22 protein-coding genes are annotated in these 25,249 nt (G+C 61.7%); 14 read left to right on the top strand and 8 right to left on the bottom strand.

What is annotated here, in order from left to right; all coding sequences use genetic code 11:
* Nucleotides 1-101: 101 nt before the first annotated feature.
* Both ABW043_RS04380 and ABW043_RS04375 read right to left on the bottom strand, forming a co-directional pair.
* On the bottom strand, nucleotides 102-1,331 hold the full coding sequence (locus tag ABW043_RS04380) for a PQQ-dependent sugar dehydrogenase (protein ID WP_353920014.1): 1,230 nt from the start codon (nucleotides 1,329-1,331) through the stop codon (nucleotides 102-104).
* 185 nt (nucleotides 1,332-1,516) lie between these two features.
* On the bottom strand, nucleotides 1,517-1,684 hold the full coding sequence (locus ABW043_RS04375) for a hypothetical protein (RefSeq protein ID WP_353920013.1): 168 nt from the start codon (nucleotides 1,682-1,684) through the stop codon (nucleotides 1,517-1,519).
* A 116-nt stretch (nucleotides 1,685-1,800) separates the two neighbouring features.
* On the opposite strand from ABW043_RS04375, the gene ABW043_RS04370 reads away from it, so the two are divergent.
* Both ABW043_RS04370 and ABW043_RS04365 read left to right on the top strand, forming a co-directional pair.
* Entirely contained in the window at nucleotides 1,801-2,718 is a 918-nt protein-coding gene (locus tag ABW043_RS04370; protein WP_353920012.1) for a phosphotriesterase family protein, read from the top strand.
* 430 nt (nucleotides 2,719-3,148) lie between these two features.
* Nucleotides 3,149-4,627, top strand: coding sequence for an HWE histidine kinase domain-containing protein (locus ABW043_RS04365; RefSeq protein WP_353920011.1), 1,479 nt, complete (start codon nucleotides 3,149-3,151; stop codon nucleotides 4,625-4,627).
* 380 nt (nucleotides 4,628-5,007) lie between these two features.
* Here the strand turns inward: ABW043_RS04365 and ABW043_RS04360 are convergent, their stop codons facing one another.
* From ABW043_RS04360 to ABW043_RS04340, 5 genes are all read right to left on the bottom strand, one after another.
* Complete coding sequence (locus ABW043_RS04360) at nucleotides 5,008-5,478, bottom strand: MarR family winged helix-turn-helix transcriptional regulator (RefSeq protein ID WP_353920010.1); 471 nt, start codon at nucleotides 5,476-5,478, stop codon at nucleotides 5,008-5,010.
* A 130-nt stretch (nucleotides 5,479-5,608) separates the two neighbouring features.
* Nucleotides 5,609-5,920, bottom strand: a complete 312-nt coding sequence (locus tag ABW043_RS04355; RefSeq protein WP_353920009.1) for a hypothetical protein — start codon at nucleotides 5,918-5,920, stop codon at nucleotides 5,609-5,611.
* Nucleotides 5,921-6,029: 109 nt separating this feature from the next.
* Complete coding sequence (locus tag ABW043_RS04350) at nucleotides 6,030-6,821, bottom strand: alpha/beta fold hydrolase (RefSeq protein WP_353920008.1); 792 nt, start codon at nucleotides 6,819-6,821, stop codon at nucleotides 6,030-6,032.
* 167 nt (nucleotides 6,822-6,988) lie between these two features.
* Complete coding sequence (locus tag ABW043_RS04345; protein WP_353920007.1) at nucleotides 6,989-7,768, bottom strand: SDR family oxidoreductase; 780 nt, start codon at nucleotides 7,766-7,768, stop codon at nucleotides 6,989-6,991.
* Nucleotides 7,765-8,097 carry a nuclear transport factor 2 family protein gene (locus tag ABW043_RS04340; RefSeq protein ID WP_353920006.1) on the bottom strand — a complete coding sequence of 111 codons (333 nt, stop codon included), beginning with the start codon at nucleotides 8,095-8,097 and terminating at the stop codon, nucleotides 7,765-7,767. Before ABW043_RS04340 ends, ABW043_RS04345 begins: the two co-directional genes overlap by 4 nt.
* A gap of 141 nt (nucleotides 8,098-8,238) precedes the next feature.
* Between ABW043_RS04340 and ABW043_RS04335 the strand changes: the two genes are divergently transcribed.
* Nucleotides 8,239-9,138 carry a LysR substrate-binding domain-containing protein gene (locus ABW043_RS04335; RefSeq protein ID WP_353920005.1) on the top strand — a complete coding sequence of 300 codons (900 nt, stop codon included), beginning with the start codon at nucleotides 8,239-8,241 and terminating at the stop codon, nucleotides 9,136-9,138.
* 361 nt (nucleotides 9,139-9,499) lie between these two features.
* On the top strand, nucleotides 9,500-10,477 hold the full coding sequence (gene rsgA, locus ABW043_RS04330) for a ribosome small subunit-dependent GTPase A (protein ID WP_353920004.1): 978 nt from the start codon (nucleotides 9,500-9,502) through the stop codon (nucleotides 10,475-10,477).
* Nucleotides 10,478-10,961: 484 nt separating this feature from the next.
* On the opposite strand, the gene ABW043_RS04325 is transcribed toward rsgA, so the two are convergent.
* Entirely contained in the window at nucleotides 10,962-12,458 is a 1,497-nt protein-coding gene (locus ABW043_RS04325) for a CoA-acylating methylmalonate-semialdehyde dehydrogenase (protein ID WP_353920003.1), read from the bottom strand.
* Between the two features lie 92 nt (nucleotides 12,459-12,550).
* Between ABW043_RS04325 and ABW043_RS04320 the strand changes: the two genes are divergently transcribed.
* The 10 genes from ABW043_RS04320 (at nucleotide 12,551) to ABW043_RS04275 (ending at nucleotide 25,023) form a co-directional block, all read left to right on the top strand.
* On the top strand, nucleotides 12,551-13,432 hold the full coding sequence (locus ABW043_RS04320) for a LysR family transcriptional regulator (RefSeq protein ID WP_353920002.1): 882 nt from the start codon (nucleotides 12,551-12,553) through the stop codon (nucleotides 13,430-13,432).
* A gap of 257 nt (nucleotides 13,433-13,689) precedes the next feature.
* Complete coding sequence (locus ABW043_RS04315; RefSeq protein ID WP_502908591.1) at nucleotides 13,690-14,706, top strand: substrate-binding domain-containing protein; 1,017 nt, start codon at nucleotides 13,690-13,692, stop codon at nucleotides 14,704-14,706.
* A gap of 77 nt (nucleotides 14,707-14,783) precedes the next feature.
* Nucleotides 14,784-16,310: a sugar ABC transporter ATP-binding protein gene (locus ABW043_RS04310; protein ID WP_353920001.1), complete on the top strand. Its 1,527-nt coding sequence runs from the start codon at nucleotides 14,784-14,786 to the stop codon at nucleotides 16,308-16,310.
* A gap of 74 nt (nucleotides 16,311-16,384) precedes the next feature.
* Nucleotides 16,385-17,308: an ABC transporter permease gene (locus tag ABW043_RS04305; RefSeq protein WP_353920022.1), complete on the top strand. Its 924-nt coding sequence runs from the start codon at nucleotides 16,385-16,387 to the stop codon at nucleotides 17,306-17,308.
* A gap of 27 nt (nucleotides 17,309-17,335) precedes the next feature.
* Nucleotides 17,336-18,313: a sugar-binding transcriptional regulator gene (locus ABW043_RS04300; RefSeq protein WP_035081407.1), complete on the top strand. Its 978-nt coding sequence runs from the start codon at nucleotides 17,336-17,338 to the stop codon at nucleotides 18,311-18,313.
* On the top strand, nucleotides 18,303-19,298 hold the full coding sequence (locus ABW043_RS04295) for an aldo/keto reductase (protein WP_353920000.1): 996 nt from the start codon (nucleotides 18,303-18,305) through the stop codon (nucleotides 19,296-19,298). The genes ABW043_RS04300 and ABW043_RS04295 overlap by 11 nt, the downstream gene beginning before the upstream one ends.
* Nucleotides 19,299-19,355: 57 nt before the next feature.
* On the top strand, nucleotides 19,356-21,086 hold the full coding sequence (locus ABW043_RS04290) for a glycerol-3-phosphate dehydrogenase/oxidase (RefSeq protein ID WP_353919999.1): 1,731 nt from the start codon (nucleotides 19,356-19,358) through the stop codon (nucleotides 21,084-21,086).
* The gene (locus tag ABW043_RS04285) at nucleotides 21,077-21,916 is read left to right on the top strand and encodes a class I fructose-bisphosphate aldolase (protein ID WP_353919998.1); all 840 of its coding nucleotides are present in this window, start codon (nucleotides 21,077-21,079) and stop codon (nucleotides 21,914-21,916) included. Before ABW043_RS04290 ends, ABW043_RS04285 begins: the two co-directional genes overlap by 10 nt.
* The gene (locus ABW043_RS04280) at nucleotides 21,909-23,432 is read left to right on the top strand and encodes an FGGY-family carbohydrate kinase (protein WP_353919997.1); all 1,524 of its coding nucleotides are present in this window, start codon (nucleotides 21,909-21,911) and stop codon (nucleotides 23,430-23,432) included. Before ABW043_RS04285 ends, ABW043_RS04280 begins: the two co-directional genes overlap by 8 nt.
* Entirely contained in the window at nucleotides 23,422-25,023 is a 1,602-nt protein-coding gene (locus tag ABW043_RS04275; RefSeq protein WP_353919996.1) for a GMC family oxidoreductase, read from the top strand. Before ABW043_RS04280 ends, ABW043_RS04275 begins: the two co-directional genes overlap by 11 nt.
* The last annotated feature ends 226 nt before the right edge of the window (nucleotides 25,024-25,249 follow it).

Here is a 25,249-nt window from a genome sequence, read left to right as displayed (position 1 = left end):
GAATGGCCGGACGCACTGACCTGCTAATAGCCACCATTTTTCAAGTTTATACCGACCAAGTAATTTGGCGAGGCGCATTCCGCCTCGCCAGATCGTCTTGTTCACGAACTGGCCTTGCTCAGACGCAGGATGGAGGAAGTCCCGGCATCGGGATTCTCGGTCACCGCATAGACGGCGCCGTCAGGCCCAACCTTCACATCGCGCACCCGCGCTTCGAGCGGGACGCGTTCTTCTTGAACGACCTGGTCACCGTCGAGATGGACAATGACGACCCCTTCCGAGACGAGGCCGCCGATAAGAAAGGCGTCCTGCCACTCCGGGAATTCACTGCCCTCGTAGAAGGCCATTCCCGACGGGGCGATCACAGGGTCCCAATAGTAAACCGGCTGGGTCGTGCCCTCGAGGGCGGTTATTCCATCGCCGATCGGCTCGCCGCTATAGTCGAGCCCATAGGTAACCTCTGGCCAGCCATAATTAACGCCGGCTTCCGGTCGGTTGAGTTCGTCCCCGCCCATCGGGCCGTGTTCAACGGTCCAGAGCCTACCTTCGCCATCAAGCGCTGCTGCCTGCATGTTGCGATGGCCGAGGCTCCAGATCTCGGGCAAGGCATTTTCGGTCGCGGTGAAGGGGTTGTCCGACAGTGGGGCGCCATCAACGTCGATCCGGAATACCTTTCCGAGGCCGCTCGACACATCCTGGGCCTGGTTGCGGGTCTCGACATCCGATCGTTCACCCACGGTGACAAAGAGGGCGCCGTCTGGCGCAAAGACCAAGCGGGAGCCAAAGTGCTTGTCCCCGTTGTAGGCCGGCATCTGCTGGAAGATCACCTTGACGCCATCGAGCGTGCCGCCATTGGCGTCGTCGGGCGAGAGCACGGCAGAGGCAACGCTTGTGCCATTGCCGCCGTCACGCGGTTCGGAGAACGAGAAGAAAATGCGGCCCGAGCTCTCGAAATCGGGCGCCAGGGCCAAATCGAGCAATCCGCCCTGACCACGAGCATCCACTTCGGGCAGGCCCGCAATCGGCCCGCCGACCTCACCGTCGGGCGTGACGATATGGATGTCACCGGCTTTGGTCGACACCAACATGCGGCCATCTGGCAGGAATTCGAGCGACCAGAGCTGGGGCAGATCTTCCGCTATGGCCGCCGTTTCAACCTGCGGCGCTTCCGGGGGTTGCGGAGCGCGGGTCTGGCCCTCAAAGGCCGGCCGCTGATCTGGCGCATTAGGCGCCTGGGTTTCAACGGAGCCGCTCTCTTGGCCTATCGCCAAGGCGGGCAGCAAAGCGGCACAGAGCGCAGTGCTCGCGAGTAGGGATTGTATGGGGCGCATCGGGGGCTCCTCTGACGGCTGATGCGCGAACGCATGACGCCAAGTGTGCGCTCGTCGGGTGTCGGGCAGGATTGCCTCTCAGTAGAAGGCCTGGTTCGGCCTTGCGTTGCATGGAGGAGCATCACATGCCGGTGTGCCGGAGGCGGGTCGGCGAGGCGGCCTGTCGCCAGGTATGTGAACGAAGCCTAGGGCCTCAATGCTTGGGCGAGAAATGCCGCCACCGCATCTTGCGCCAAGGCGAAAGCCGCCGGGTCAGACTTTACATGTGGGTCGGTCGTCACGCAGGCATCGCCATAGGTGAACGTCTTGCCCGTATCGCGATTGAGCAGCACGCCTTCCGCCTCGATGCGCATGCAGCCGAAAGAGGACTGGGCGTACTCTTGCTTTTAGCCTCAATGACTGCCGGTATTGCGTGGGGTGACATGAGTTCGACGGAAATTTCCGTCGGCTCAACATGCGGGGGATAGGAATGCGACGGCTCTATACGACACTCGGCGAACTTGGTGCCGACCAACTGGGCATGATCCTGCCGCACGAGCATGTGTTTGTCGATTTGAGGACACCTGACCAGCCGGGCTACGCCGAAGCATCCGTAAACGACGTTCTCGCGCTGATGGTGCCCCAGATCGAGGCCATCAAGGCACTTGGCGTAACGGCGCTCGTTGAATGTTCGACCGGCGGTGTTGGTCGGCGTGCCGATTTCGATCTCGCCGTAAGCAAAGCAACCAATTTCCCCATTGTTGTCCCGACTGGGAATTACCGGGAGCCCTGGATACCCGCCTGGGTGGCAGAGGCGAGTGAAGAAGCGCTGTATGAGTGGATGCTTGCGGAACTGCAGAGCGGTATGGAGAAAACTGGCGTTAAAGCCGGATGGATAAAGCTTAGCGCTGGCGATGATGGCATGACCCTTCTTGAAGAGCGCATTTTGCGCGCTGCCACGCGAGCCTCCATGGTGACTGATGCCTTGATCGGCAGCCATACAATCCGTGGGCGTGTGGTGATGGACCAGTTGGACGTCATCGAATCCGAGGGTGGGTCAGCCAGCCGCTTCCTCTCCATTCATACCCAGGCGGAACCCGATTTTGCCTTGCACAAGGCTGTCGTCGAGCGCGGTGCCTGGATAGAATATGACAATGTCGGAGCCGTGCCGGTCGAACAGAGTGCTCAACTCATCATGGATGCGCTCGAGGCAGGGCTGGGGGATAAACTGCTTATAAGCCATGATCGGGGATGGTTTGACCCCGCCCTTCCGAAGGGAGGGATCCCGAAGCCCTACACGGTCGTCAGTACCGAGCTCCTGCCCATGCTCAAAACGGCCGGCGTCAGCGAAGACACCATCGTTTCACTTACCCATAGAAATCCGTTCGTGGCCTTTTCGAGACCCTGACCAGCGAACTCAGTGCTGATTCAGGGGTACTCGCCGCTATCCTGGCGATGCTTAGGATATGGTGTGCTAGCGTGATGGAACTTTGGGAACGGTCAAAATCGTTGTTCGCATGGTCGGCATCAGCCTGCAAATACTGGTTGAGTACAGTGACCCGCTTCGCGGTCGAGCAGGAAAAACCGCCTTTTGCCAGAAACCTCGGACAGTTTGGTAAACGCTGTAGTGTTCGAGAAGGTGGCAGGCAGGATGTTTCGTACCAAAACCTTGGCGGGTATTTGCTCCTGTTTTCCAACTAGCTAGGCCAGCGGTCGCTGTAGGGCTTGTGCTTGTACCGAATGGTTTTGTGATGTGACGCCGCAGAAATATGAAACTAGTTTTGCCTCACAAGAGTATCGGTGCTGGGGATTCCCTGCTGCAACCTGAGGGGATCTCGTTGACGAACAACAATGAAGCGCGGCGGATCGACTCCGAAATCCACCGTGAGGGCGGTGGCGGCACTGACCCGTTCGCTGCTGCGGTTCGTGCCACCCGTATGCCAATGCTGATCACGGACCCGACACTACCCGACAATCCCATTGTGTTCGTCAACGACTCCTTTGCAAGGCTTACCGGTTATTCTCGAGAGGAAACCTTGGGACGTAACTGCCGCTTCTTGCAGGGTCCAGGAACCAATCGCGACGACGTCAAGCGCATGCGCGACGCCATCAACCGGCGTGTGCCGATTGAGCTCGATCTCCTGAACTACCGAAAGGACGGTACCACCTTCTGGAACCGGCTGCTCATGTCGCCCGTGTTCAACGATGGTGAGCTGTCTTTTTTCTTCGCTTCCCAGTTCGACATCACCCCTGAACGTGAACGCCTCGGCCTTGTGGCTCAGGACCGCGATGCTTTGGAAGCCGAGGTGTCCCGTCGGGTAAGCGACCTCACCGCGAGCGAAGATCGACTGAAGTTCACCTTGTCTGCGGGGCGGTTGGGGGCGTGGACGCTGGATCTATCGGAACAAAGACTGGTCGCGTCCGGACTATGCAAGGCCAACTTCGGAAGACAGCCGACCGACACATTCACCTATAGCGACCTTCAGGCATCTATTCTCCTAGAGGATATGGAATACTGGAGAAACGCTGTGCAATCAGCTCTGGCCGGCGATGGCGACCTCGATGTTTCATATCGCATCAAGACGCCATCAGGTCAGCTTCGATGGATCGAAGTGAGAGCACAGACGCGCTTTGCTGCTGATGGAACGCCTATCTCTATGGCTGGGGTCTCGCAGGACATTTCGGATCGCAAAGAGGCTGAGAGCCATCGCGACTTGCTCACCAAAGAAATGGCCCATCGCGTAAAGAACACGCTAGCCACCGTGCAGTCGATCGTCGCTCAGTCCCTTCGGCAGGGAGACGCTGACCGATCCCTTATTACGTCGATCTCACAACGACTCCAGGCCCTTGCGGGGGCACATGACGTATTGACCAGCCGCGGCTGGGAAGAAGCGCGTCTTGTCGACATCATATCAACAGCCACAGCGCCATTCGACAATAACGTCACGAACCGTATCCACTTCGGTGGCGATGATGTGGTGCTGTCATCACGCGCGGCTACTGCAATTGCTTTGGCCATGCATGAGCTTTCGACCAATGCTGTGAAGTACGGAGCCTTGTCCAACGACACCGGCGTGGTCACCATCAACTGGAGCGTCGAGGATGGCCAGCTAGAACTGGTCTGGAAGGAAGCGGGAGGTCCGACTGTCAAGGAACCCACCCGCCGTGGCTTCGGCTCAAGCATGATCGAGCGAGCACTTGCCGCCAGTGTTCACGGCACGGCCGAGATAACCTATCTTGCCGGTGGCGTGGTTTTTGTGATCCGCACCGCTGTCGACCGACTGATCGAAGAGCCTACTGTTGGGGCGAGGTTTTAGCAGCTGGGTACTTCCCGCGGCCTCAGTTCGATGGTCTGCTACTCAGCAGAAATCGCAGCTGCCATCAAACGCATGGGGGTTGCTAGCCGCCAACAACCGTTGCAACCACTGGACCGGCCGAGATACTCAGCTTTGAGCTCATCATTGGTCCTTAACGGTAAGGGCTGTCGTGTCGGTCACGGCATGGCTGCGACCTAAATTGGTCAGGCTGGTATTGATCCCAGCCTAACCATGCATATCGGCCATCATTCCAGCTGTGAGTGCCGCCCACGCCAAATCCGCCCCATAGTTGTCCTACCCGCCGAGCAAATCAACGCCGGCCATGTCGGTTGTATCGGCTAATCTAGAGGCAGACCGTCGGCTACCCACCCCGCCGCGCACTATAGTGGCGCTGGCCAGCCGCCGATATGATCGTAAATACGGTCGCGGAGCTGTCTCACGTCTTCGTTGAGCTTGGCCAGGGCGGCGGCGGTCTCACCAGTGCTCTCGAGCAGCGCGTCTGCGAGGCAGCCTCCCCTCATCTGCAAGGCTCTTCCTTCCGCCGTCAGAGCAACGATGACCTGTCTTTCATTGTCGGGGTTGCGGGTCCGGCGGACAAGTTGGGCGCCTTCGAGGCGTTTTAGCACAGGGGTCAACGTGCTGGACTCGAGCGCCAGCTTTTCGGCGATGGTGCCGACCGACTGGTTATCCTCGTCCCACAGCACGTTCATCACCAGGAATTGCGGATAGGTCAGCCCCAGCTCGTCGAGGAGCGGCTTGTAGAGGCGCTGAATGGCGATCCCGGCCGTATAGATGGCGTAGCAGGGCTGATGAGCCAGCGCGACAGGTGGATTAGCAGTCTTATCGCTCACAGCTCATCTCCGAAGTTCCGGCGCCCCAGGGCGTGTTATCGGATATATATCGCGATAAATAACCTGCTTTCAAGTCACGCGCGGTAGTGAGGCGAGGATGTTGCGGTATCCTCGCCGAATGCGGTCTATTTCACGAGTTCGGGGTGACGGTGATGGGCAGTTCACCGCCGATCTGCACAGCTTTGCTCTGCTTGTCGAAGACGCAGAGAATGGAAGCCTGCTGCCCGTCACCGACTTCGCCGCTGACAATGGCAAGACCATAGGCTTCGCTGCCAAAGGGGTCGACGATGGCCGTGGCCTTTTCGAGCATGCCTTCGGTGGCACCGAGGCAGCCTTGCTCAACCTCCTGGGCGAACTCGGCCCAGGCATCGCCGGATGCTGCCATGGCGGGCAAGGTGGGCAGAAGGGCGAGGGAGATGGCGACGGCGATGGGCTTGAGCATGGGTGTTCTCCTTTAAGCCTGTCGTTCGAGCAGTTTACATTGGCAGCTTCAAGGCCACTCGTATCGATGGGATGGGCGCTGTCGGATCGCCCATCCCCTTTTGCGCCGTTCACTGCACTGCCGCGACGGTCACGCTCTGGGCTGCGGTATTGATGGTATCAGCGACAATTTCAGGCCGGGTCATGAACACGGCGTGGCTGGCCGCGACCTCGGTGATCTCGGCACCGATCCGGTTAGCCATATGGCGAAGCATGGCCAAGTCGAAGGCGTGATCTTCGGTGGCGATAACGGCCCAGCTGGGCTTGGTCCGCCAGGCGGCATTTTCCAGCGCGGTTGAGAAGACCGACATGTTGATGGGCACCTGGGTATCGCGCATGAAGGCGGCATCCGCGTCCGTCGTGTCGTGGGCGAAGCCAGCCTTGAACTTGTCGCCATTGATGAAGCCAAAACCGTCCGGGCCGACATCGATGATGAAGTCAGGGGTGGGGGCGAAGCCTTCATACTGCTGGGCGGTGGTCTCGCCGGCGTCGGGCGACAGGGCGGAGACATAGACAAGGCCTGCGACATTAGGGTGGATGCCGGCCTCGGTGATGACCGTGCCGCCCCAGGAGTGGCCAACCAGGATGGTCGGACCGGACTGCAGGTCGAGCACGCGGCGGGTGGCTGCCACATCGTCGGCCAGCGACGTCAACGGGTTCTGCACGATCGTGACCTTATAGCCGCGCGAGGTCAGGTTGTCGTAAACGCCACGCCATCCCGAGCCATCGGCAAAGGCTCCGTGCACCAGCACAACGTTGCGAATGGCCTGATCGGCGGGGATGTGGTCTTCGGCCCGGGCAGAGGCGGTTGCCGGAATGGCTGCGGCGGTAGCGGCGAGTAGGGTCTTGGTGAGCGAGTTCATTCTGTGTCCCTTCGTGTTTGTGCGATAACAATTATCGCGATATATAATGTTTGGCATAGGCGTTTTGCGCTGTCCAGCATTTTGTTTATCGCGATATATGTTTTGCGGCTGTGGTGGTGAGGGAGACAGTACGGCGCGTGCCGAAAATGGGCGCGCCGCGTCTGCCTTCAAGCGGTAGGAACCGTGCCGCCGTCGATCACATGCTCTGTCCCTGTAATGGAGGCCGCTCGATCCGAGGCGAGAAAAGCTATGAGATCGGCGACTTCTTTTGGTTCGGCCGGACGCCCCACCGGAATGCCGCCAAGCGAGTTCATGATCACCTGCACCGCGTCGTCGTAGCCAATTCCGGCTTGCTCGGCGATGCGCAGGGCAAGGCCATTGACCCCTGGGGCGGCAATCCAGCCAGGAGAAACCCGCACCACCCGCACACCCTTCGGAGAAACCTCTTTAGAGATGCTCTTGCTGTAGGTGTTGAGAGCCGCCTTTGCCGATGCATAGCCGGTCGTGGCCTCGTGGAGGGGCAGGCGGTTCTGGATCGAGGTGACGTGGATGACGACACCCTTTCCCTGCGCGATCATGCCGGGGAGCAGGGCACGATCGAGCCTGACTGCCGGGAAGAAGTTGAGATCGAACTCCTTGTCCCATTCGGCATCGTTGAGCGCCGCAAAGCCGCCCGAGGGAGCCGAAGAGCCACCCAGTACATTCACGAGAACATCGAGTCCGCCGAGCTCCTGGTGGACTGCGTCGACAACAGTCTGCACACCCTCTTTGGTGGTCAGATCGGCTTCCACGAATGATGCGCCCGTGAAGTCAGCCGGCCTCTTGCGCGCTGTTGTCAGCACACGCGCCCCAAGTTCCCGGAAGAGCGCCACTGTCGCAGCGCCAGCACCCGAGGTACCGCCGGTGATCAGGAACCGGCGTCCTTCGAGAGTGAGAAACGGGGTCATACCGTGATCTCCAGGGCGGCGATCTTGTCTCCCTTGAGGACGAAGAAATAGCGCAGATCAACAGGGCTTCCGGGGAAGTCGCCGGACACATGCCCGGTCACCTGGGTTTTCCCGTTTTCCGTGGTGACGAAAAAGGGCTCAGCCAGTGTGGACGCGTACTTCTGGTCAGTCTCGACCTTCCACTCGCGAATGGATTCTCGACCCACACGGGTTTCGCCTGCATCCTTGACGATGGCGTCATCGGTGAACGCCGCCGCGACAGCATCTGGGCTGCGCGCATTGTCGGCGTCGAAATAGGCTTGAATGGCCTGAGGAAGTTTGACGGTCATTTTCAGTTCTCCAGTCATTGATCGTGGCCTTGCTGGGCCTCGTTTCCGCTCCTCTGTGAGCGGGCAAGGGCTAATCTATGCCTGGACCAATGCTGCGATAACTGGGACAAACAGGAACGAGGCATTGCGAGAACAGGGACAATGACGCGCGATATTCTTTCCGAACTGGACGCCGTTCTGAGCATCGCTCGGCAAGGCTCGTTTCGCGCCGCGGCGCTTGACCTGGGCATGTCCACCACGGCGCTGAGCAATGCCATTGCCAAGCTCGAGCAGCGCCTGGGCATTCGCCTCTTCAATCGAACCACAAGGAGCGTGTCGCTCACCGATGCAGGAAGGACATTTGTCGAACGCGTCGGGCCGGCGATGACTGATATCCACGACGCCATGCTGGCGGCGCAATCGCTTCAGGAGACGCCAACCGGCACGCTTCGCATCAATGCCTTCGCCTCGGCTGCCCGAGAGGTGATGGCGCCGCTCATCCTCTCGTTCTTGCGGCGCTATCCGCAGGTGCACATCGATCTCGTCACTGAAGGCAAGCTTGTCGACATCGTGGCTGGTGGTTTTGACATGGGGCTCCGGCCGGTCGACCTCGTGCCGACCGACATGATAGCCGTCTCACTCGGCCTCCATCGTCAGCATGCTGTCGTGGCCTCGCCGGATTTCCTGAGCATCCATGGCAAGCCAAACGTGCCAACCGACCTCTACCGGTTCCGCTGCCTCCGTTCGCGTCTTCCCAACAATGCGCTGTTCCGATGGCGCTTCGAAAAGGACGGCGTGCCTTTTCAGATCGACGTGCAAGGATCTCTGACGCTCGACGAACCGGGCCTCGTTCGCATTGCCGCACAGCAGGGCGCCGGGCTCGGATACGTTATGGAAGCGGATGTGCGCGAGGACATCGCCGCGGGGAGACTCGTGCAAGTGCTGGAGGATTGGACGCCACCACTTGCACCCCTCGCCCTCTACTATCCGGGTCGGAAGAACCCACCTGCAGCGTTCAGCGCCTTCATCCAGGCTGCCCGCGAGTTTTCAAATCGGAGTTAGAAAGACCCCGATTTGCCAAGCGTCCCACGCATGTTGTCCGGGCGAGCAAGGGCCGCCAGTTCGGGCAATCTCCCAGATAGGCTGTAAGCGGAACTTGCGTTCTCTCGCGATTGGGCACAGGAACAGCTTTTGGGATCTGAGGCACAGTGGCAAAAAAACCAAACTACCGCTTTGAACGCCAAGAGCGGGAGCGCATCAAGAAGCAAAAGAACGACGAGCGCGCTCTCGCAAAGCTCGGCCCAGCGTCTGCCGATGACATAGATAGTGGCGCGAACAGCCTACCGGCCAAGGAGGAAGACTAGGTGATGCGTAACAGCCTGGCCCCTTGGGCAACATGTCCCTCAATCTACGGATCGTGGTGATGACGGTTCCGAATGACCATGTCTTTGAGCGCTTGCGCCCTCTGGGCTGGCAGAGCTTTTTCGAGGACCAATTGAGCGAGGATGAGATTGCGCTCTCGCCCCTTCGTATCGATGCGGTCCACCGGAGCCGTCTGACAGCGCTTTCGGAGCAGGGGCAGTTCCAGATCGCGCTGCCGCCTCGCTCCGATACGGCCGAATATGCGGTGGGCGACTGGATATTGACGCATCCGGCCACGGGCATGCTGTCCCGAAGGCTCGACAGGAAAACCCTGCTCCAGCGCCCTGGCGATGGGCAAAGGCCGACACAGCTTGTCGCTGCCAATGTAGATACCCTGTTCATCGTCGGCTCGTGCAATTCGGACTTCAATCTGGCCCGCCTGGAACGCTATCTGGCGTTTGCCAACGATGCCGGTACCGAGCCGGTCATTGTTTTGACCAAGGCCGACATGGCCGAAGACGCGGCCGATTTTCAGCGACAGGCAGCGGCCCTGCAACGCGGGCTTGCTACGGTGGTGATCAACGCGCGCGAGCAAGGCGCCATTGCTGCATTAAAACCCTGGTGCGGCGCAGGAGCGACCGTGGCGCTGGTGGGCTCATCGGGCGTTGGCAAGTCGACACTCGTAAATACCTTGGTTGGCAACGGCTGGCGGCAGCCGCAACAGACGGGCGGCGTTCGCGAAAGCGACTCGAAGGGCCGGCATACGACCACTTCGCGATCCCTTCACGCAATGACGGGTGGCGGCTGGGTAATCGATACGCCGGGCGTGAGAAGCCTGCATCTCAAGGATGTCGGCGAGGGCCTCGACATCCTGTTCGCCGAAATCACCGAACTTGCCCCCCAGTGCAAATTCCGCAATTGCACGCACGACCATGAACCGGGTTGCGCTGTTCGCGCTGCTGTAGCCGCAGGCACCCTGGATCCCGCCCGCCTTGATCGCTGGCGCAAGCTACAGTCCGAGAGCAGGGGCGCCGGGTAGTGGGGAGGGCTCCACCAACTATCTGCCCCGGTGCCAACGTTCTGCCGCTTGATCCGAACGGCAGCTTTCAGGAAGTATCGGGACTAGTTTGAGCAACTAAGATGGCGCACGTCCTCGGTCGCGGCCGCGAAGCTTGCTGTCGATTGCGAGGTCGAAAAGCGGGCGGCCTCCCATTCTACCTTATCGGTCCAAAAAGAAACGAAGCGCCCAGATCTAACCGCAGGCGTCTGCCGAGGCCATTCGTCGCAACTTTGCGTTACCCCAAAACCCCGCATTCAATGCCAACTTCTATTGGCATATTGCACCGTCACTCGCACTTTTCAGAAACTTGACCAGCCCATGCGGAGTGGTCAGGCCGAGGCACAAGTCCACGGACTGACATAAGTCGGTCGCCTCGGCAGGCCGCCTCGCGTTTTGTGAAGGCGGCCTCGATGTTGTTTGGATCTGCAGCCATGGCTTGGCTAAGTGCGCCGTCGGGCATGGCCTAGGCCATGGTCGGCATCTGCAATTCTGCGCCGTCTTTGATGCCGCTCGGCCAGCGCGCCGTGACGGTCTTGGTCCGGGTCCAGAACTTTATCGAGTCCATGCCGTGCTGGTTGAGATCGCCGAAGGCGCTGGCTTTCCAGCCGCCGAAGCTGTGGTACGCGAGCGGCACGGGTACGGGCACGTTGACGCCCACCATGCCAACGTTGACCCTCGCAGCGAAATCGCGGGCTGCGTCGCCGTCGCGGGTGAAAATGGCCGTGCCGTTGCCATAGGGGTTGTCCATGACCAGTTGCAGGGCCTGATCGTAGCTATCGCTGCGCACGACGCTGAGCACCGGGCCAAAAATCTCTTCCTTGTAGATGTCCATGTCGGGCGTGACGCGGTCGAACAGCGTTGGCCCGACGAAGTAGCCGTTTTCATAACCCTGCAGAGCAAAGTCGCGCCCATCGAGCACAAGCTCGGCGCCCTGGCTCACGCCGCTCGAAATAAGGCTTCTTATGCGCTCCTGGCTGGCCTTGGTGATCACCGGCCCCATTTCCGAGGCCTTGTCGCTCGCTGGTCCCACCCTGAGCTTTTCGACCCGCGGCTTCAGCGCCGCAACAATCCGGTCGGCCGTTTCCGCGCCCACCGGCACGGCCACCGAAATAGCCATGCAGCGCTCGCCAGCCGAGCCATAACCCGCGCCGATCAGCGCATCTGCCGCCTTTTCCATATCGGCATCGGGCATGATGACCATGTGGTTCTTGGCCCCGCCAAAAGCCTGAACGCGCTTACCCTGCGCCGCCGCCGTGCCGTAGACATAGCGGGCAATCGGGGTCGAACCGACAAAGCTGATCGCCTCGATTTTCTCATGGGCAAGAATGCCGTCGACGACGTCCTTGCCCCCATGCACGACATTGAGAATGCCCTTGGGCAAACCGGCCTCAAGCGCTAGTTGCGCCAGCCGCACCGGCACCGAAGGGGCACGCTCTGAGGGTTTTAGGATGAAGGCATTGCCCGCTGCGATGGCCGGCGAGAGCATCCAGAGCGGGATCATCGCCGGAAAATTGAATGGCGTAATCCCTGCACCAATGCCCACTGGCTGGCGCATCGAATACATGTCTATCCCTGGCCCGGCGCCATCGGTGAATTCGCCCTTGAGGAGATGCGGCGCGCCCGCAACGAATTCGGCGACTTCAAGCCCGCGCTGAATGTCACCCTTGGCGTCGTCGACGGTCTTGCCATGCTCGCTCGAGAGCAGCTCGGCCAGCTCGTCCATGTGCTGGTTGATCAGGCCGACAAAGTTGAAAAACATCCGTGCCCGCCGCTGCGGGTTGGTCGCTGCCCATTTCGGTTGGGCATCTGCTGCCGAGGCCACGGCGGCCTCCAGGTCTGCAGCGCTCGCGAGCGCCAACTGCGCCTGCACTTCGCCGGTCGCGGGGTTGAAAACGTCCTGGAAGCCAGCGGCTTTGCCCTCTGTTTCAACGCCGTCGATGAAATGACCAATCCTGCGCATGCTGACCTCCTTGGTTTCCCGCAGCATTCGCAATATGATCGACGCACATCAACGCCATAAAATTCGCATCCGTTGTGCAGGAAATGTAGTCGATGAACTGGGACGACGTGCGCATCTTTCTTTCGGTCGTGCGTCACGGCCAGATCCTGGCCGCCTCCAGAACCCTGGGCCTCAACCACGCCACGGTCGCCCGGCGTCTCACTGCCCTTGAGACAGACCTGGGCAGCGTGCTCCTCCGTCGCCATACCCAAGGCGCGGAACTGACGCCCTATGGCGAAAAGTTTCTCGTCCATGCCGAAGCCATGGAAAGCGCGGGCCTTGCAGCGCGCGGTCTCACCGGCGCCGATAGCGCTGCCGAGGGAACGGTGCGCATCGGTGCCCCGGACGGCTTTGGCGTCGCCTTCCTCGCTCCGCGCCTTCATGAACTGGCCGAACGACACCCCCAGTTGCGCATCGAACTCGTGCCCGTGCCGCGCGCTTTCTCGCTTTCTCGCCGCGAGGCCGACATTGCCGTGACCATGGAGCGGCCGCGGGAAGGGCGGCTGATAGCGCGCAAGCTGACGGACTATGCCCTCGGCCTCTATGCCGCTCCCAGCTACCTCGAGCAATATGGCGGCCCGGCGTCCCTCGATGACCTCAAGCGCCATCGTCTTGTGGGCTATGTGGAAGACCTGCTCTTTTCCGCTTCACTCGACTACACCGCCGAGTTTCACAAGGAATGGCGCTCAACCATCGCCGTCTCCTCCGCCATGGGCCAGACGGAGGCGGTTCGCTCTGGGGCCGGCATTGGCATCCTCCACACCTTCATGGCTCGCCGCGCGCCAGACCTTGTCCCGATCCTGCCGCAACACAGCCTTACCCGGTCCTATTGGACCGTGTGGCACGAAGACCTGCGCGGCTCCCGCCGCGTCGCCATCGTCTCGGAGTTTCTGGCAGAACTCGTCGCCCGCGATCGCGCGATTTTCGCTGCCTGACAAACCGCCGGCATCACAGAGCCATGGAATTGCCTCCGCCAAAGGGCATCGGGCAGGGCGGTTCATTCCGCCTTTCCCCCCACGTCTTCACCGCGCCGGCGCGCACGATACTGAAATAAATTTCAGTTAAAGAAAAATAACGCAAGTCGCTTGACGGCGACCAAAATCGTCCGCTATCGATGGGGTGTTGGAAGAAATATCAACGCATGGGAAAAATTGCTGACGGGAGGTTGGCGATGATCCTGAGAGGAGATCGAATGCGTATGAACAAGATCGCGCTGAGCGCGGCTTTGCTGGTCGGCGTGAGCCTTGGCGGGGCAGGGACGGGCTATGCCCAGGCTGGTTTTCAGTGTGAACCGGGCGAAACCTACGTCATGAACGTGATGGTTTCGGCCCACCCCTATTGGGTGCCGGTCTACCAGGGCTTCAAGCAGGCCGCCGAGGCCATGGGCTGCGAAACGGTGTTTTCGGGCACGCCGGACTATGACATCGCCAAGCAGATCGCCTCGTTCGAGCAGGACCTGATCAAGAAGCCGGCGGGTATCCTGCTGCATCCGATGCAGGCCGATCCGTTCATCGAGCCAATCAACCGCGCCATCGAAGGCGGCGTCGAAGTCGTGACCTTCGCTGCTGACTCGCCGAACTCAAATCGTACGGCCTATGTCACCTCGGACAATGTCGCCGAAGCCAAGTTCGCCGCCGAGGAAATCGTCAAGCAGGTCGGCGATGCCGGCCAATATGCCGTGCTCGAAAACCCGGGCCAAAGCAATCACGACCTGCGCGTGACCGCCTTTATTTCCTACATGGAAGAGAACTATCCGAACATGGAACTGGTCGGCCGTCAGGCCACCAACCAGGATAGCAACGCGGCCTATCGCGCCACCGCTTCCATCCTCCAGGCCAATCCCGAACTCGACGCAATGTGGATCCCCGAAGCGGGTTCTGCTGAAGGCGCCGTCGCCGCGGTTCTCGAAGCCAAGGCCGACGTGCTGATCATGCATGCCGACGTCACCCCGACGACGCTCGAACACATTAAGGCCGGCAATATCCACATGGCCCTCAACCCCAACCAGGGCATTCAGGGTTTTGTCGGCTTCGTCGCCACCTTCATGGCGGCCCATTCGGACATGTTCGACCCGTTCAACGACTACAAGGTCTCCGGCTACAACCCCATACAGATCCCCTTCGTGGACAATGGCTTTGCCGTGATCACCAAGGAAAACGCCGACTCCTTCGATCTCGGCGTCTACATGGAAGGCCGCGATCCCAACTGATCCTCGTTTCCAAACGAGCCGCTTGCGCCGAACCCCATGGTTCGGCGCGGGCACCAGGTGCAACGCGAGTGACGACCATGTCCGATGTCATTCTTCAGGTGAGCCATCTCAGCAAGGCCTTTGGTGCAATCCAGGCTCTGCGCGATGTGCAGTTCGAGCTGCGGCGCGGAGAAATCCATGCGCTTGCCGGTGAGAACGGCGCCGGTAAATCGACGCTGATGAACATCATCGATGGCATTCTGCAGCCCGACAGTGGCGAGATCATTCTTGACGGTCGCCCGGTGCGCATAGCGTCGCCCGCTGCCGCCCAGCGCCTCGGCATCGGTCTTGTGCATCAGGAGATCGCGCTTTGTCCTGACATCACCGTCGCCGAAAACATCTTCATGGCCGCGACCAATGCCAGCCGATCGCTTCTGGTCGACTATGCCGGGCTCAATCACCGCGCCGCCGACATCCTGTCCGGCCTTGGCGACATTGACCCTTCGGCGCTGGTCCGTAGCCTGTCGATTTCCCAGCAGCAGCTGGTCGAAATTGCCAAGGCGCTGACGCTTGATTGTCGGGTGCTGATCCTTGACGAGCCAACGGCCGCCCTGACGGAAAAGGAAGCCACGGTTCTCTTCGCCATCATGCATCGCCTCGCGGCAGAGGGCATCGCCATCATCTATATCTCGCACCGCATGGCCGAGATATTTGGCCATTGCGACCGCGTCTCGGTGTTTCGAGACGGGCAGTATGTGGTCACCCACAATGTGGCCGAAACCACGCCCACCGACATCGTCAACGCCATGGTCGGCCGCGTGGTGGACAACCGGTATCCCGCAAAATTCCAGGGCGACGGCGCTGCCGCGCCCGCCATTCTCGAAGTCGAAAATCTGTCGAGCCCAGGTCTCTTTTCGGACGTGAATTTTACCCTTCGCCGCGGCGAAATTCTCGGTCTCGGCGGCCTGATCGGTGCCGGCCGCAGCGAAATCGTCAAAGGCATCTGCCGTATCGACGAGACCGCTACCGGCACGGTGCGCCTGCAGGGCGAACCGCTCACGGCAAAGCGCTACCAGCAGAGTATCAAAGAGGGCCTGGTCTATCTTTCCGAGGATCGCAAGGGCGATGGCCTGTTCCTCGATATGTCCATCGCCGCCAATGTCTCGGCCCTGCGCCTTGGCCTTGTCAGCAAGGGCGGCATCATCGATCAGCGCCGCGAAAACCAGCAGGCTACTGACCTCGGCCGGCGCCTCAATCTCAAATGCGGCCATGTCAGCCAGCCGGTTTCCGCCCTGTCCGGTGGCAATCAGCAGAAGATCGCCATCGCCAAGATGCTCTCGGTCAATCCGAAAGTGATCTTTCTCGATGAGCCGACACGCGGCGTCGATGTCGGCGCCAAGCTCGAAATTCATCGCATCCTGCGCGACCTCGCCAATGCCGGCGTCGGCATCGTGGTCATCTCGTCCGAACTGCCCGAATTGATTGGCGTCTGCGATCGCGTTCTCGTGGTGCGCGAAGGCCGCATCAATGGCGTGGTCTCGGGCGATGCCATGACCGAACAGAACATCATGTATCTGGCCTCAATAGACGCCGAACAGGCGCGGGCCGGGGGAGCAAGACCATGACCACTCAGATTGTCGAAGCACAGACGGGCAAGTCGCCGGGCAATACCGGTTCCGGCTGGAAACGCCTTGCCGGTATGCGCGAAATCGGGCTGATCCTGATCATTCTGGCGCTCTTCGCTGCCATGTCGTTCGCCTCGCCCTATTTCCTCACCTGGGAAAACATGCGGGCCATGGCCATGGCCTTCGCCGTGGAAGGCATCGTGGTGGTCGGCATGACCATCCTGCTGATCTCCGGCGGCATCGACCTCTCGGTTGGCTCGGTCACGGCTCTCGCCATGGTCATTGCAGGCCTCTTGTTCCTCAACGGCGTCGATCCCTGGACCGCCTCGCTGATCGCAATTCTCGCCTGCACGGCCATCGGCGCGCTCATGGGCTTCTTTGTCACCAGGGTCGGCTTGCACCACTTCATCGTGTCGCTCGCCGCGATGGTGATCGCCCGTGGCGCTTGTCTCCTCGGCACCGGCGGCCGTCCGCTCGGCCTCTTCACGCTACCGCCCGAGTTCAAGTTCATCGGTCAGGGCTCGATCGGCGTCATTCCCGTCGTCATCGTGATCTTCGTGGTTGTTGTCGTCGCCTTCGACTTCATGCTGCGCCGCACCACCATGTTTCGGAAGGTTTTCTACACCGGCAGCAATGAGAAGGCGGCCGCCTATTCCGGCATCCGCACCAAGAAGGTGATCTTCCTGACGACGACGCTCTGCTCGGCCCTCTGCGGCTTTGCCGGGGTCATCTATATGGCCCGCTTCGGTTCGGCCCAGCCCACCTTCGGCGTCGGCATGGAACTCAACGTCATCGCCGCGGCGGTGATCGGCGGGGCAAGCCTCTCCGGTGGTTCGGGCACCATTTTCGGCGCCATCCTCGGAACGATCCTCCTTTCGGTGGTTTCGAGCTCGCTCGCCTTGCTCGACGTATCGGTCTACTGGCAGGACATTATCCGAGGATCGATCCTGCTCGCTGCCGTGACCATCGACCACTATCTCAGCAAGCGGCGCAGGTGATCCATGTTCAGGCGACTGGGTGACGAGATGACCGAAAACAGCGACTTCGAAGCAACGCGCCAGATCTACACCGTGCTCGTGATGCATTTCCTCGAGGGTCACAAGCAGTCCGACATTGCCGAGGCGCTGAACCTGTCGACCTCCAAGGTCAACCGGCTGATCGCCCAGGGGCGCAAGCAGGGCATGGTGCGGATCGAAATCGAGTCGCCCTTCCAGCGGCTCGTTGAAATCGAGCGCCTGCTGGTCCAGGCCGCCGGCCTCGGCAGCGCCGTGGTCACCCCAACGGTCTCGGGCAATCTCGATACGACCCTGAAACAGGTCGGCCGCGCCGCCGCCAATCAATTGCTGGAATCGCTGCGCGACGGCGACGTCATCGCCATCACCGGCGGCAAGGCGGTGAGCGCCGTGGTAGACAATCTCGACCCCGAACGAACCTTTGATGTCACCGTCGTGCCGCTCACCGGCGGCGTGCAGGGCAAATACTATACCGACGTCAATCACCTCGCCTCTCGCCTGGCCGAACGGCTGGGTGGCAGCACCCATCTCGTTCACGCCCCGCTTTTTGCCGAGAGCATCGAGCAGCGCGACATGCTGATGGAACTGGGCTCGGTCAAGGAAGCCTTCCAGCTTGCCCGCAAGGCGGCCATTGCATTGGTCGGTATCGGCTCCATCCAGACGCCGGGGTCGAGCTACTACGACCTTCACCCCGACTCCACCGCCGACCGCGAACGCCTGACCAAGAGCGGCGTCGTCGCCGAATTCCTCGCCCATCTCATCGGCGAAAACGGTGAAGTCGCCGACTACGCCCTCAATTCGCGCCTCGTCGCCCTGTCGCCCGGCGATCTCGCGGGATGCCCCAAGGTCATCGGTGTCGCCGCCGGCGCCGAAAAGGTGCTGCCAATCCGCGCGGCCCTGCGCGGCCACTATCTCAATTCGCTCGTGCTCGACGAGGAAACCGCGGCCGGCGTGCTCGACAAGATGGAAAGTAAGCAGAATGTCGCCTGATGCGAACAAGCGAGAGATCGGCGCCTCCGGCATAAAGGCTTCGGCCATCGGCCTTGGCACCTGGGCCATTGGCGGCTGGATGTGGGGCGGTACGGAAGAATCCGAATCCATCGCCGCCATCCAGGCCTCCATTGACGCCGGCATAACCCTGATCGACACGGCTCCTGCCTATGGCCAGGGACTTGCCGAAGAACTGGTCGGCCGCGCCATCAAGGGCCGCCGTGATAAGGTTGTGCTCGCCACCAAATGCGGCCTCGTCTGGCACACCACCAAAGGCCACCATTTCTTCGATTATGATGGCAAGCCCGTGCACCGCTACCTCGGTCGCGACGCCATTTTCTACGAGGTGGAACAGAGCCTCCGCCGCCTCGGCACCGATCACATCGATCACTACATCACCCATTGGCAGGACCCGACGACCCCAATCGCCGAAACCATGGACGCCCTCGTCGAGCTCAAGCAGCAGGGCAAGATCGGCTCCATCGGCGCCAGCAATGTCTCGGAAGCCGACCTCAAGGCCTACATCGCCACTGGTGCGCTCGATGCGATCCAGGAGGAGTATTCCATGGCCCGCCGCGGCATCGAGAGCACGCTGCTGCCGCTCTGCCGCGAGAATGGCGTATCGGTCCTCAGCTATTCCTCGCTGTCGCGGGGCCTGCTCACCGGCAAGGTCGGTGCCGATCGCGAGTTTTCAGGCGATGACCAGCGCCGCACCGATCCACATTTTTCGCTAGATAATCGCGAAAAGGTTGCTCGGCTGATGGCCGATATCGCCCCCATCGCCGAGGCCCATTCTGCGACACCGTCGCAAGTCGTCATTGCCTGGACCATCAGGCAACCGGGCATCACCTTCGCCCTTTGCGGCGCGCGCAATGTCAGCCAGGCGCGCGAAAATGCCAGGGCCGCCGAAATTGAACTGAGCCCGGACGAAATCAGCACCATCAGCGAGGCCGTCGCCCGGCAACTCGTCCAGCTCGCCGCCTGATCGAACCCGAAGAACCGAACTTTTCAACGCTGTCGCAAGACAGCGAGGGGTACTCTATTGTCTCAACAACGACGCGACAGTTTCGAACAGATCGGTGCCGATGGCGCCTTCGACGTCATCGTCGTTGGTGGTGGCATCAACGGTATCGGCGTTTATCGCGAGCTGGCCCTGCAAGGCCTGCGCGTGCTCCTTGTCGAGCGCAACGACTTTGCCTCCGGCTGCAGCGCCGCCCCCTCGCGCATGATCCATGGCGGTCTCCGCTATCTCGAAAACGGCGAATTTTCTCTCGTCCGCGAATCCCTCCGCGAACGCGATGCCTTGCTCGCCAACGCCCCCCATATGGTGCGGCCATTGCCGACCACGGTGCCGATCACCTCGCTCTTTTCCGGCCTTCTCAACGGCGCGGCAAGCTTCCTCGGCTTTTCCGGCCGACCGGCCCCGCGCGGCGCCGTGCCGATTAAGATCGGCCTCTGGCTCTATGATTGGACCACGCGCAACCGCCGCGTCCTGCCGCCGCATAGTTTTCGTACCGCCGCTGAAACATTCAAGACCTGGCCCAAGCTCACGCCGCGCCTCACCTATTCCGCCACCTACTACGACGCCTGGATCAGTTACCCCGAGCGCCTTGCCCTCGAACTCGTGCTCGATACCAAGCGCCTCGCGCCGGAAAGCCTCGCGCTCAACTATGCCGAACTGGTGCCCGAAGACAGCGGCTATGCTCTTCTCGACAAGCTGACCGGCCGCCGTTTCCCCGTCTCTGCCCGCGCCATGGTCAACGCCACCGGCGCCTGGCTCGACGAGTCACTCGTTGCTCTCGGCGCCGCTGAAAAGAACCACGAGAACTTCATCTCCGGCACCAAGGGCTCGCATATCGTGCTCGACAATACCGCGCTCTTCGAAGCGCTGGGCGGGCACATGATCTTCTTCGAAAACGAGGATGGCCGCGTCTGCATCGTCTTCCCCTATCTCGGCCGCGTACTCGCTGGCGCCACCGACATCCGCGTCGACAGCGCCGAGCGCGTCGCCTGCACTGACGAAGAACGCGACTACATCATCGGCGCCCTCCGCGGCGTCTTCCCCGCGCTGACCATTACATCCGAACAGGTCGTGTTCAGCTTCAGCGGCATCCGTCCGCTGCCGCGCAGCGACCAGCAATTCACCGGCCGCATTTCCCGCGGTCACTTCGTCCACCGCATCGACGGCGACGTGCCGCAATTCTGCATGGTCGGCGGCAAGTGGACCACGTTCCGAGCCTTCGCCGAACAGACGGCCGATGCGGTCCTCGAAGCCCTCAGCCAGGAGCGCCTAACCGACACTCTGGCCCTTCCCATCGGCGGCGGCGAAAACTTCCCCAAGGACGCGACCGATCTCGTCCAGCGCCTGACATCGCGCCACGGCATCACGACCGATCGCGCAACTCGACTCGTAGACCTCTACGGCTCCCGCGCCGAAAACGTCCTCGCCTTCTGCCGCACCCGCACCGACGACGAACCGCTCGACCCCGGCACCACGCTGACCTCAGCCGAGATCGTCTTCCTCACGCGGCACGAACACGTCGCCGACCTCGCCGATCTCGTGCTTCGCCGTCTGCCTCTCGCCATCACCGGAGCAATCTCGGCCAGCCGCATTGCTGCCATCGCTGCTGTCGCCGCCGCCGAACTCGGCTGGAGCACGGCCGAAACCGCCGCGCGGATCGCCCAGCTCACCAACGAACTCGAAACCTATCACGGCGTCACCGCAGAAATGCTGGCGCTGCGGACCGACGAAAGGAACCAGCCATGCGCGTGAGCAGCAAGGCCCGAATGAACCGACTCTTCGCCAATGGCGGGTGCCTCGATGTCGCCATCGATCACGGCGTCTGCAACGAACCAAGCTTCCTCTCCGGCCTCGAAGACATGGCCGGTGTCGTCGACGCGCTGGTCGATGCCAAGCCCGACGCCATCCAGATGGCCTATGGCCAGGCCGACCTGCTGCAATCGCGCCCGGGCAAGGACAAGCCCGCCCTCGTCATGCGCATCGACATGGGTAATCCCTACAATGCCCAGCGCCACAAGGTCATGTGGTCCATGCTGCAGAACCACGACGAGCCCATCATCGGTGCGCTGGAAATGGATGCCGCCTGTGTGGTGGTCAATCTCTTCATGCTGCCCGACGAGCCCGAGCTCTTCCGGCAATGCGTCGCCAATATCAGTCGCGTGCGCGCCGATTGCCTCAAATATGGCATGCCGCTGATGATCGAACCGCTGGTCATGCTTCCCAATGATGTGAAGGGCGGCTATCAGGTCGATGGCGACGCCGAAAAGATCGTCACCCTCGTGCGCCTCGCCGCCGAAATGGGCGCCGATATCATCAAGGCCGACCCCACCGACAATCCCGACGATTTTCACCGCGTGGTCGAAGCTGCTCGCGTGCCGGTTCTGGTGCGCGGCGGGGGCAAAGAAGACCTCAAGGCCGTGCTCGCCAAATCAGCCCGCTTGATGGGGCAGGGCGCCAAGGGCATGGTCTATGGGCGTAATATCTATCAGCATGCCAATCCGCGCGCGGTCGTATCCGCCCTGATGGCGATCATTCATCAGGGCGCCAGCGGCGAGCAAGCCTGGGACGTGTACAATGGCTAATCCGCAACGCTACCTCCTCGGCCTCGACGCCGGAAATACCGTCATCAAGGCCGTGCTCTTCGATCTCGCCGGCCGCCAGATCGCCGCCCACGGGCTTGATGGCGCCACCCATAAGCCCGCCGCCGGCATGGTGGAGCGCTCCGTCGGCGAACTCTGGAACAATGCCCAGATCGCTATCGCCCGCTGTATCGAGACCGCGGGCATCGACCCCACCGAGATCGCCGCCATCGGCACGGCAGGCCACGGCAACGGCCTCTATCTCCTCGATCGCGCCAACCAGCCGCTTCTGGGCATCCAGTCCCTCGATAGCCGCGCCGCTGCGCTTGCCGCAGCCACAGACGAGGCCGTCGGCGCCGCGCTCCACGCCATCTGCCTGCAGCGGCCCTGGCCCTCACAGACCCCGATGCTTCTTGCCTGGCTCAAGCAGAACCGCCCCGAAATCTACGCTCAGGCCGGCACCTTGCTCTATGCCAAGGACGTGCTCACGTGGCACCTGACTGGCACGCTTGCCACCGACATTTCCGACATGTCCGGCGCCGGCCTCCTGCGCCTGCCCGAGGCCGAATATGACGACGAGCTGCTGCGACTCTACGGCCTCGAAGACGCCCGCCATCTCCTCCCCGCGCTGCACCAACCCAGCGCCATCGTCGGCACGGTAACCACTCACGCCGCCGCCGCGACCGGCCTTGCCGCCGGAACGCCCGTCGTCGCCGGCCTCTTCGATGTCGTCGCCTCCGCCATGGGTTCAGGCGCCGCTCTTCCTGGCTCCGCCTCGGTCGTCGCCGGCAGTTGGTCGATCAACCAGGTCTTTTCCGAAACCCCGGTGCAAGACGACCGCGTCTTCATGGTCGCCGCCTATGGCCCCTCGCGCTACGCCAATATGGAAAACAGCGCCACCTCGGCCGCGAATCTCGAATGGTATGTCCGCACCCTCATCGAGCGCGGCCACCATCACGATGATCCCTTCGGCGTCGTCAACGCGCTTGTCGGCGAGACGACGCCTTCGTCCGATGATCCGTTGTTCCAGCCCTTCATCTATGGCGGCCGGCTTGGCGCACACTATCGCGGCGGCTTCTTCGGTCTCGCCGGCTGGCATGGCGAAGGCCATATGCTGCGCGCGCTTTTCGAGGGTGTCATGTTTGAACACCGCCGCCACATCGGTGTCCTCGCCGATGCCGGGGTCGGCCTGTCGCAGGCCGTGCTCTCGGGCGGCGGCGCCCGCTCGCCCCATTGGCCGCAAATGTTCGCCGATGGCCTCGGTGTTCCCGTCACCGTCGCCGAAGCTCGTGAAACCGGCGCGCTCGGCGCTGCTATGATGGCCGCCATCGGCGTCGGCATCTACCCCGACGAAATTGCCGCCGCCGCTGAAATGACCCGGCCGGTAAAAACCTATCAGCCGCAGTCCCGCATGCGCCGCCATTATGATCGGCGCTACGATGCTTGGACCGCCCTCAATGCGGCTAGCCAGACCGCGTGGCGAGCCCTTGCGGCCGCGGAGCCCCCGCATGCGGATTGACGGCCAATATGACTACATCATCGTCGGAGCGGGTACGGCGGGCTGCGTGCTCGCCAACCGCCTGACGGAAGATCCGCGCAACCGCGTGCTCCTCCTCGAAGCCGGCGGCAGCGACAACTACCACTGGGTCAACATCCCGGTGGGCTATCTCTACTGCATCGGTAATCCGCGCACCGACTGGATGATGAAGACCGCCTCCGAGCCAGGCCTCAATGGCCGGGCCCTGGTCTATCCGCGCGGCAAGGTTCTCGGCGGCTGCACCTCGGTCAACGGCATGATCTACATGCGTGGCCAGGCGGCCGATTATGATCGCTGGCGCCAGGCCGGCAATATCGGCTGGGGCTGGAATGACGTCTTGCCCTATTTCCGCAAGTCCGAAGACCACCACGGCGGCGAGAGCGATCTCCATGGCTCAGGCGGCGAATGGAAAGTGTCACGCCAGCGCCTGCGCTGGGACATTCTCGAAGCCGTGCAAAAGGGCGCCGAAGAATTCGGCATCCTGCCACGCGGCGATTTCAACGACGGCAATAATGAGGGCTCCGGCCTGTTCGAGGTCAACCAGGCCGGCGGCCGTCGCTGGAACAGTGCACGCGGCTTTCTGCGTCCGGCTTTGAAACGCCCCAATCTCCGCCTCATTACCAAGGCCGAGACGCAATCGCTCATCCTCGAAGGTCGCCGCATTGTCGGCGTCCGGTTCCGGCAGGGCGGTCAACTCCACGAGGCAAGGGCAGGACGCGAAGTCCTCCTCGCCGCCGGCGCCATCAATTCCCCAAAGCTGCTCGAACTCTCCGGCATCGGCCGCTCGGAAATCCTGCAGTCCCACGGCATTCCCGTGCAACACGCCATGACCGGCGTTGGCGAAAACCTGCAAGACCATCTGCAGATCCGCACGGTCTATCGCGTCACCGGCGCCCGCACCCTCAACACCCTGTTCCACAGTCCCCTGGGCAAAGCGCAGATCGGCCTCCAATACGCCCTGATGCGCAGCGGCCCCATGTCCATGGCGCCCAGTCAGTTCGGCATGTTCACCAAGTCGGAAGCGTCGCTCGAAACACCCGATCTCGAATATCACGTCCAGCCGCTCTCAACGAACCGCCTGGGCGAACCTCTGCATGACTTTCCCGCCATCACGGTCTCGGTCTGCAATCTGCGCCCGCACAGCACCGGCAGCGTGCATATCACGAGCACTGACCCGCAGATTCAGCCGGATATCCGCCCGAACTACCTCTCTGCCGACCACGACCGCCAGATCGCCGTCCGCTCCGTGCAACAGGCCCGTCGCATCATGACTGCCAAAGCGCTCCAGCGTTATCGCCCCGAAGAAATTCTGCCCGGCCCAAAGGTGGACAGCGAAGCTGACCTCCTCCACAGCATCGGCGACATCGCCACCACCATCTTCCACCCCGTCGGCACCTGCCGCATGGGCGTCGACGCAGAAGCCGTGGTCACCCCCGACCTGCGCCTCAACGGCTGCGAGGGCCTGCGCATCATCGACGCCTCAATCATGCCCCACATCGTCTCCGGCAACACCGCCAGCCCCGTCATCATGATCGCGGAGAAAGCGGCGGCGCTGTTGAAGGCGCAACGATAGCCTGACGCCCAGAAGTTTGCGGGTTGGTTGTCAGGTTATGGACTTCTGCAAGATCGCGAGCTGTTGCCGCTGCCGAGACGCGCGACGCTAGCCGCCCCCTGGCGATCTGGCGCTAGATCAATTCCAGATTGTGCTTCTGCTTTTTGACCTCTTACGAAAGAGGGTCCGCGCTGGCGCCCAACCGCTTAAGGATTTCTTCGCGCGAACCCAGCTGCCGCAACTTTGA

Origin of the sequence: Devosia sp., from assembly GCF_040509215.1 — a bacterium.
Lineage (GTDB): Bacteria > Pseudomonadota > Alphaproteobacteria > Rhizobiales > Devosiaceae > Devosia.
Note: the sequence above shows the minus strand (reverse complement) of the source record. Positions and strands in the feature narration are given on the sequence as shown.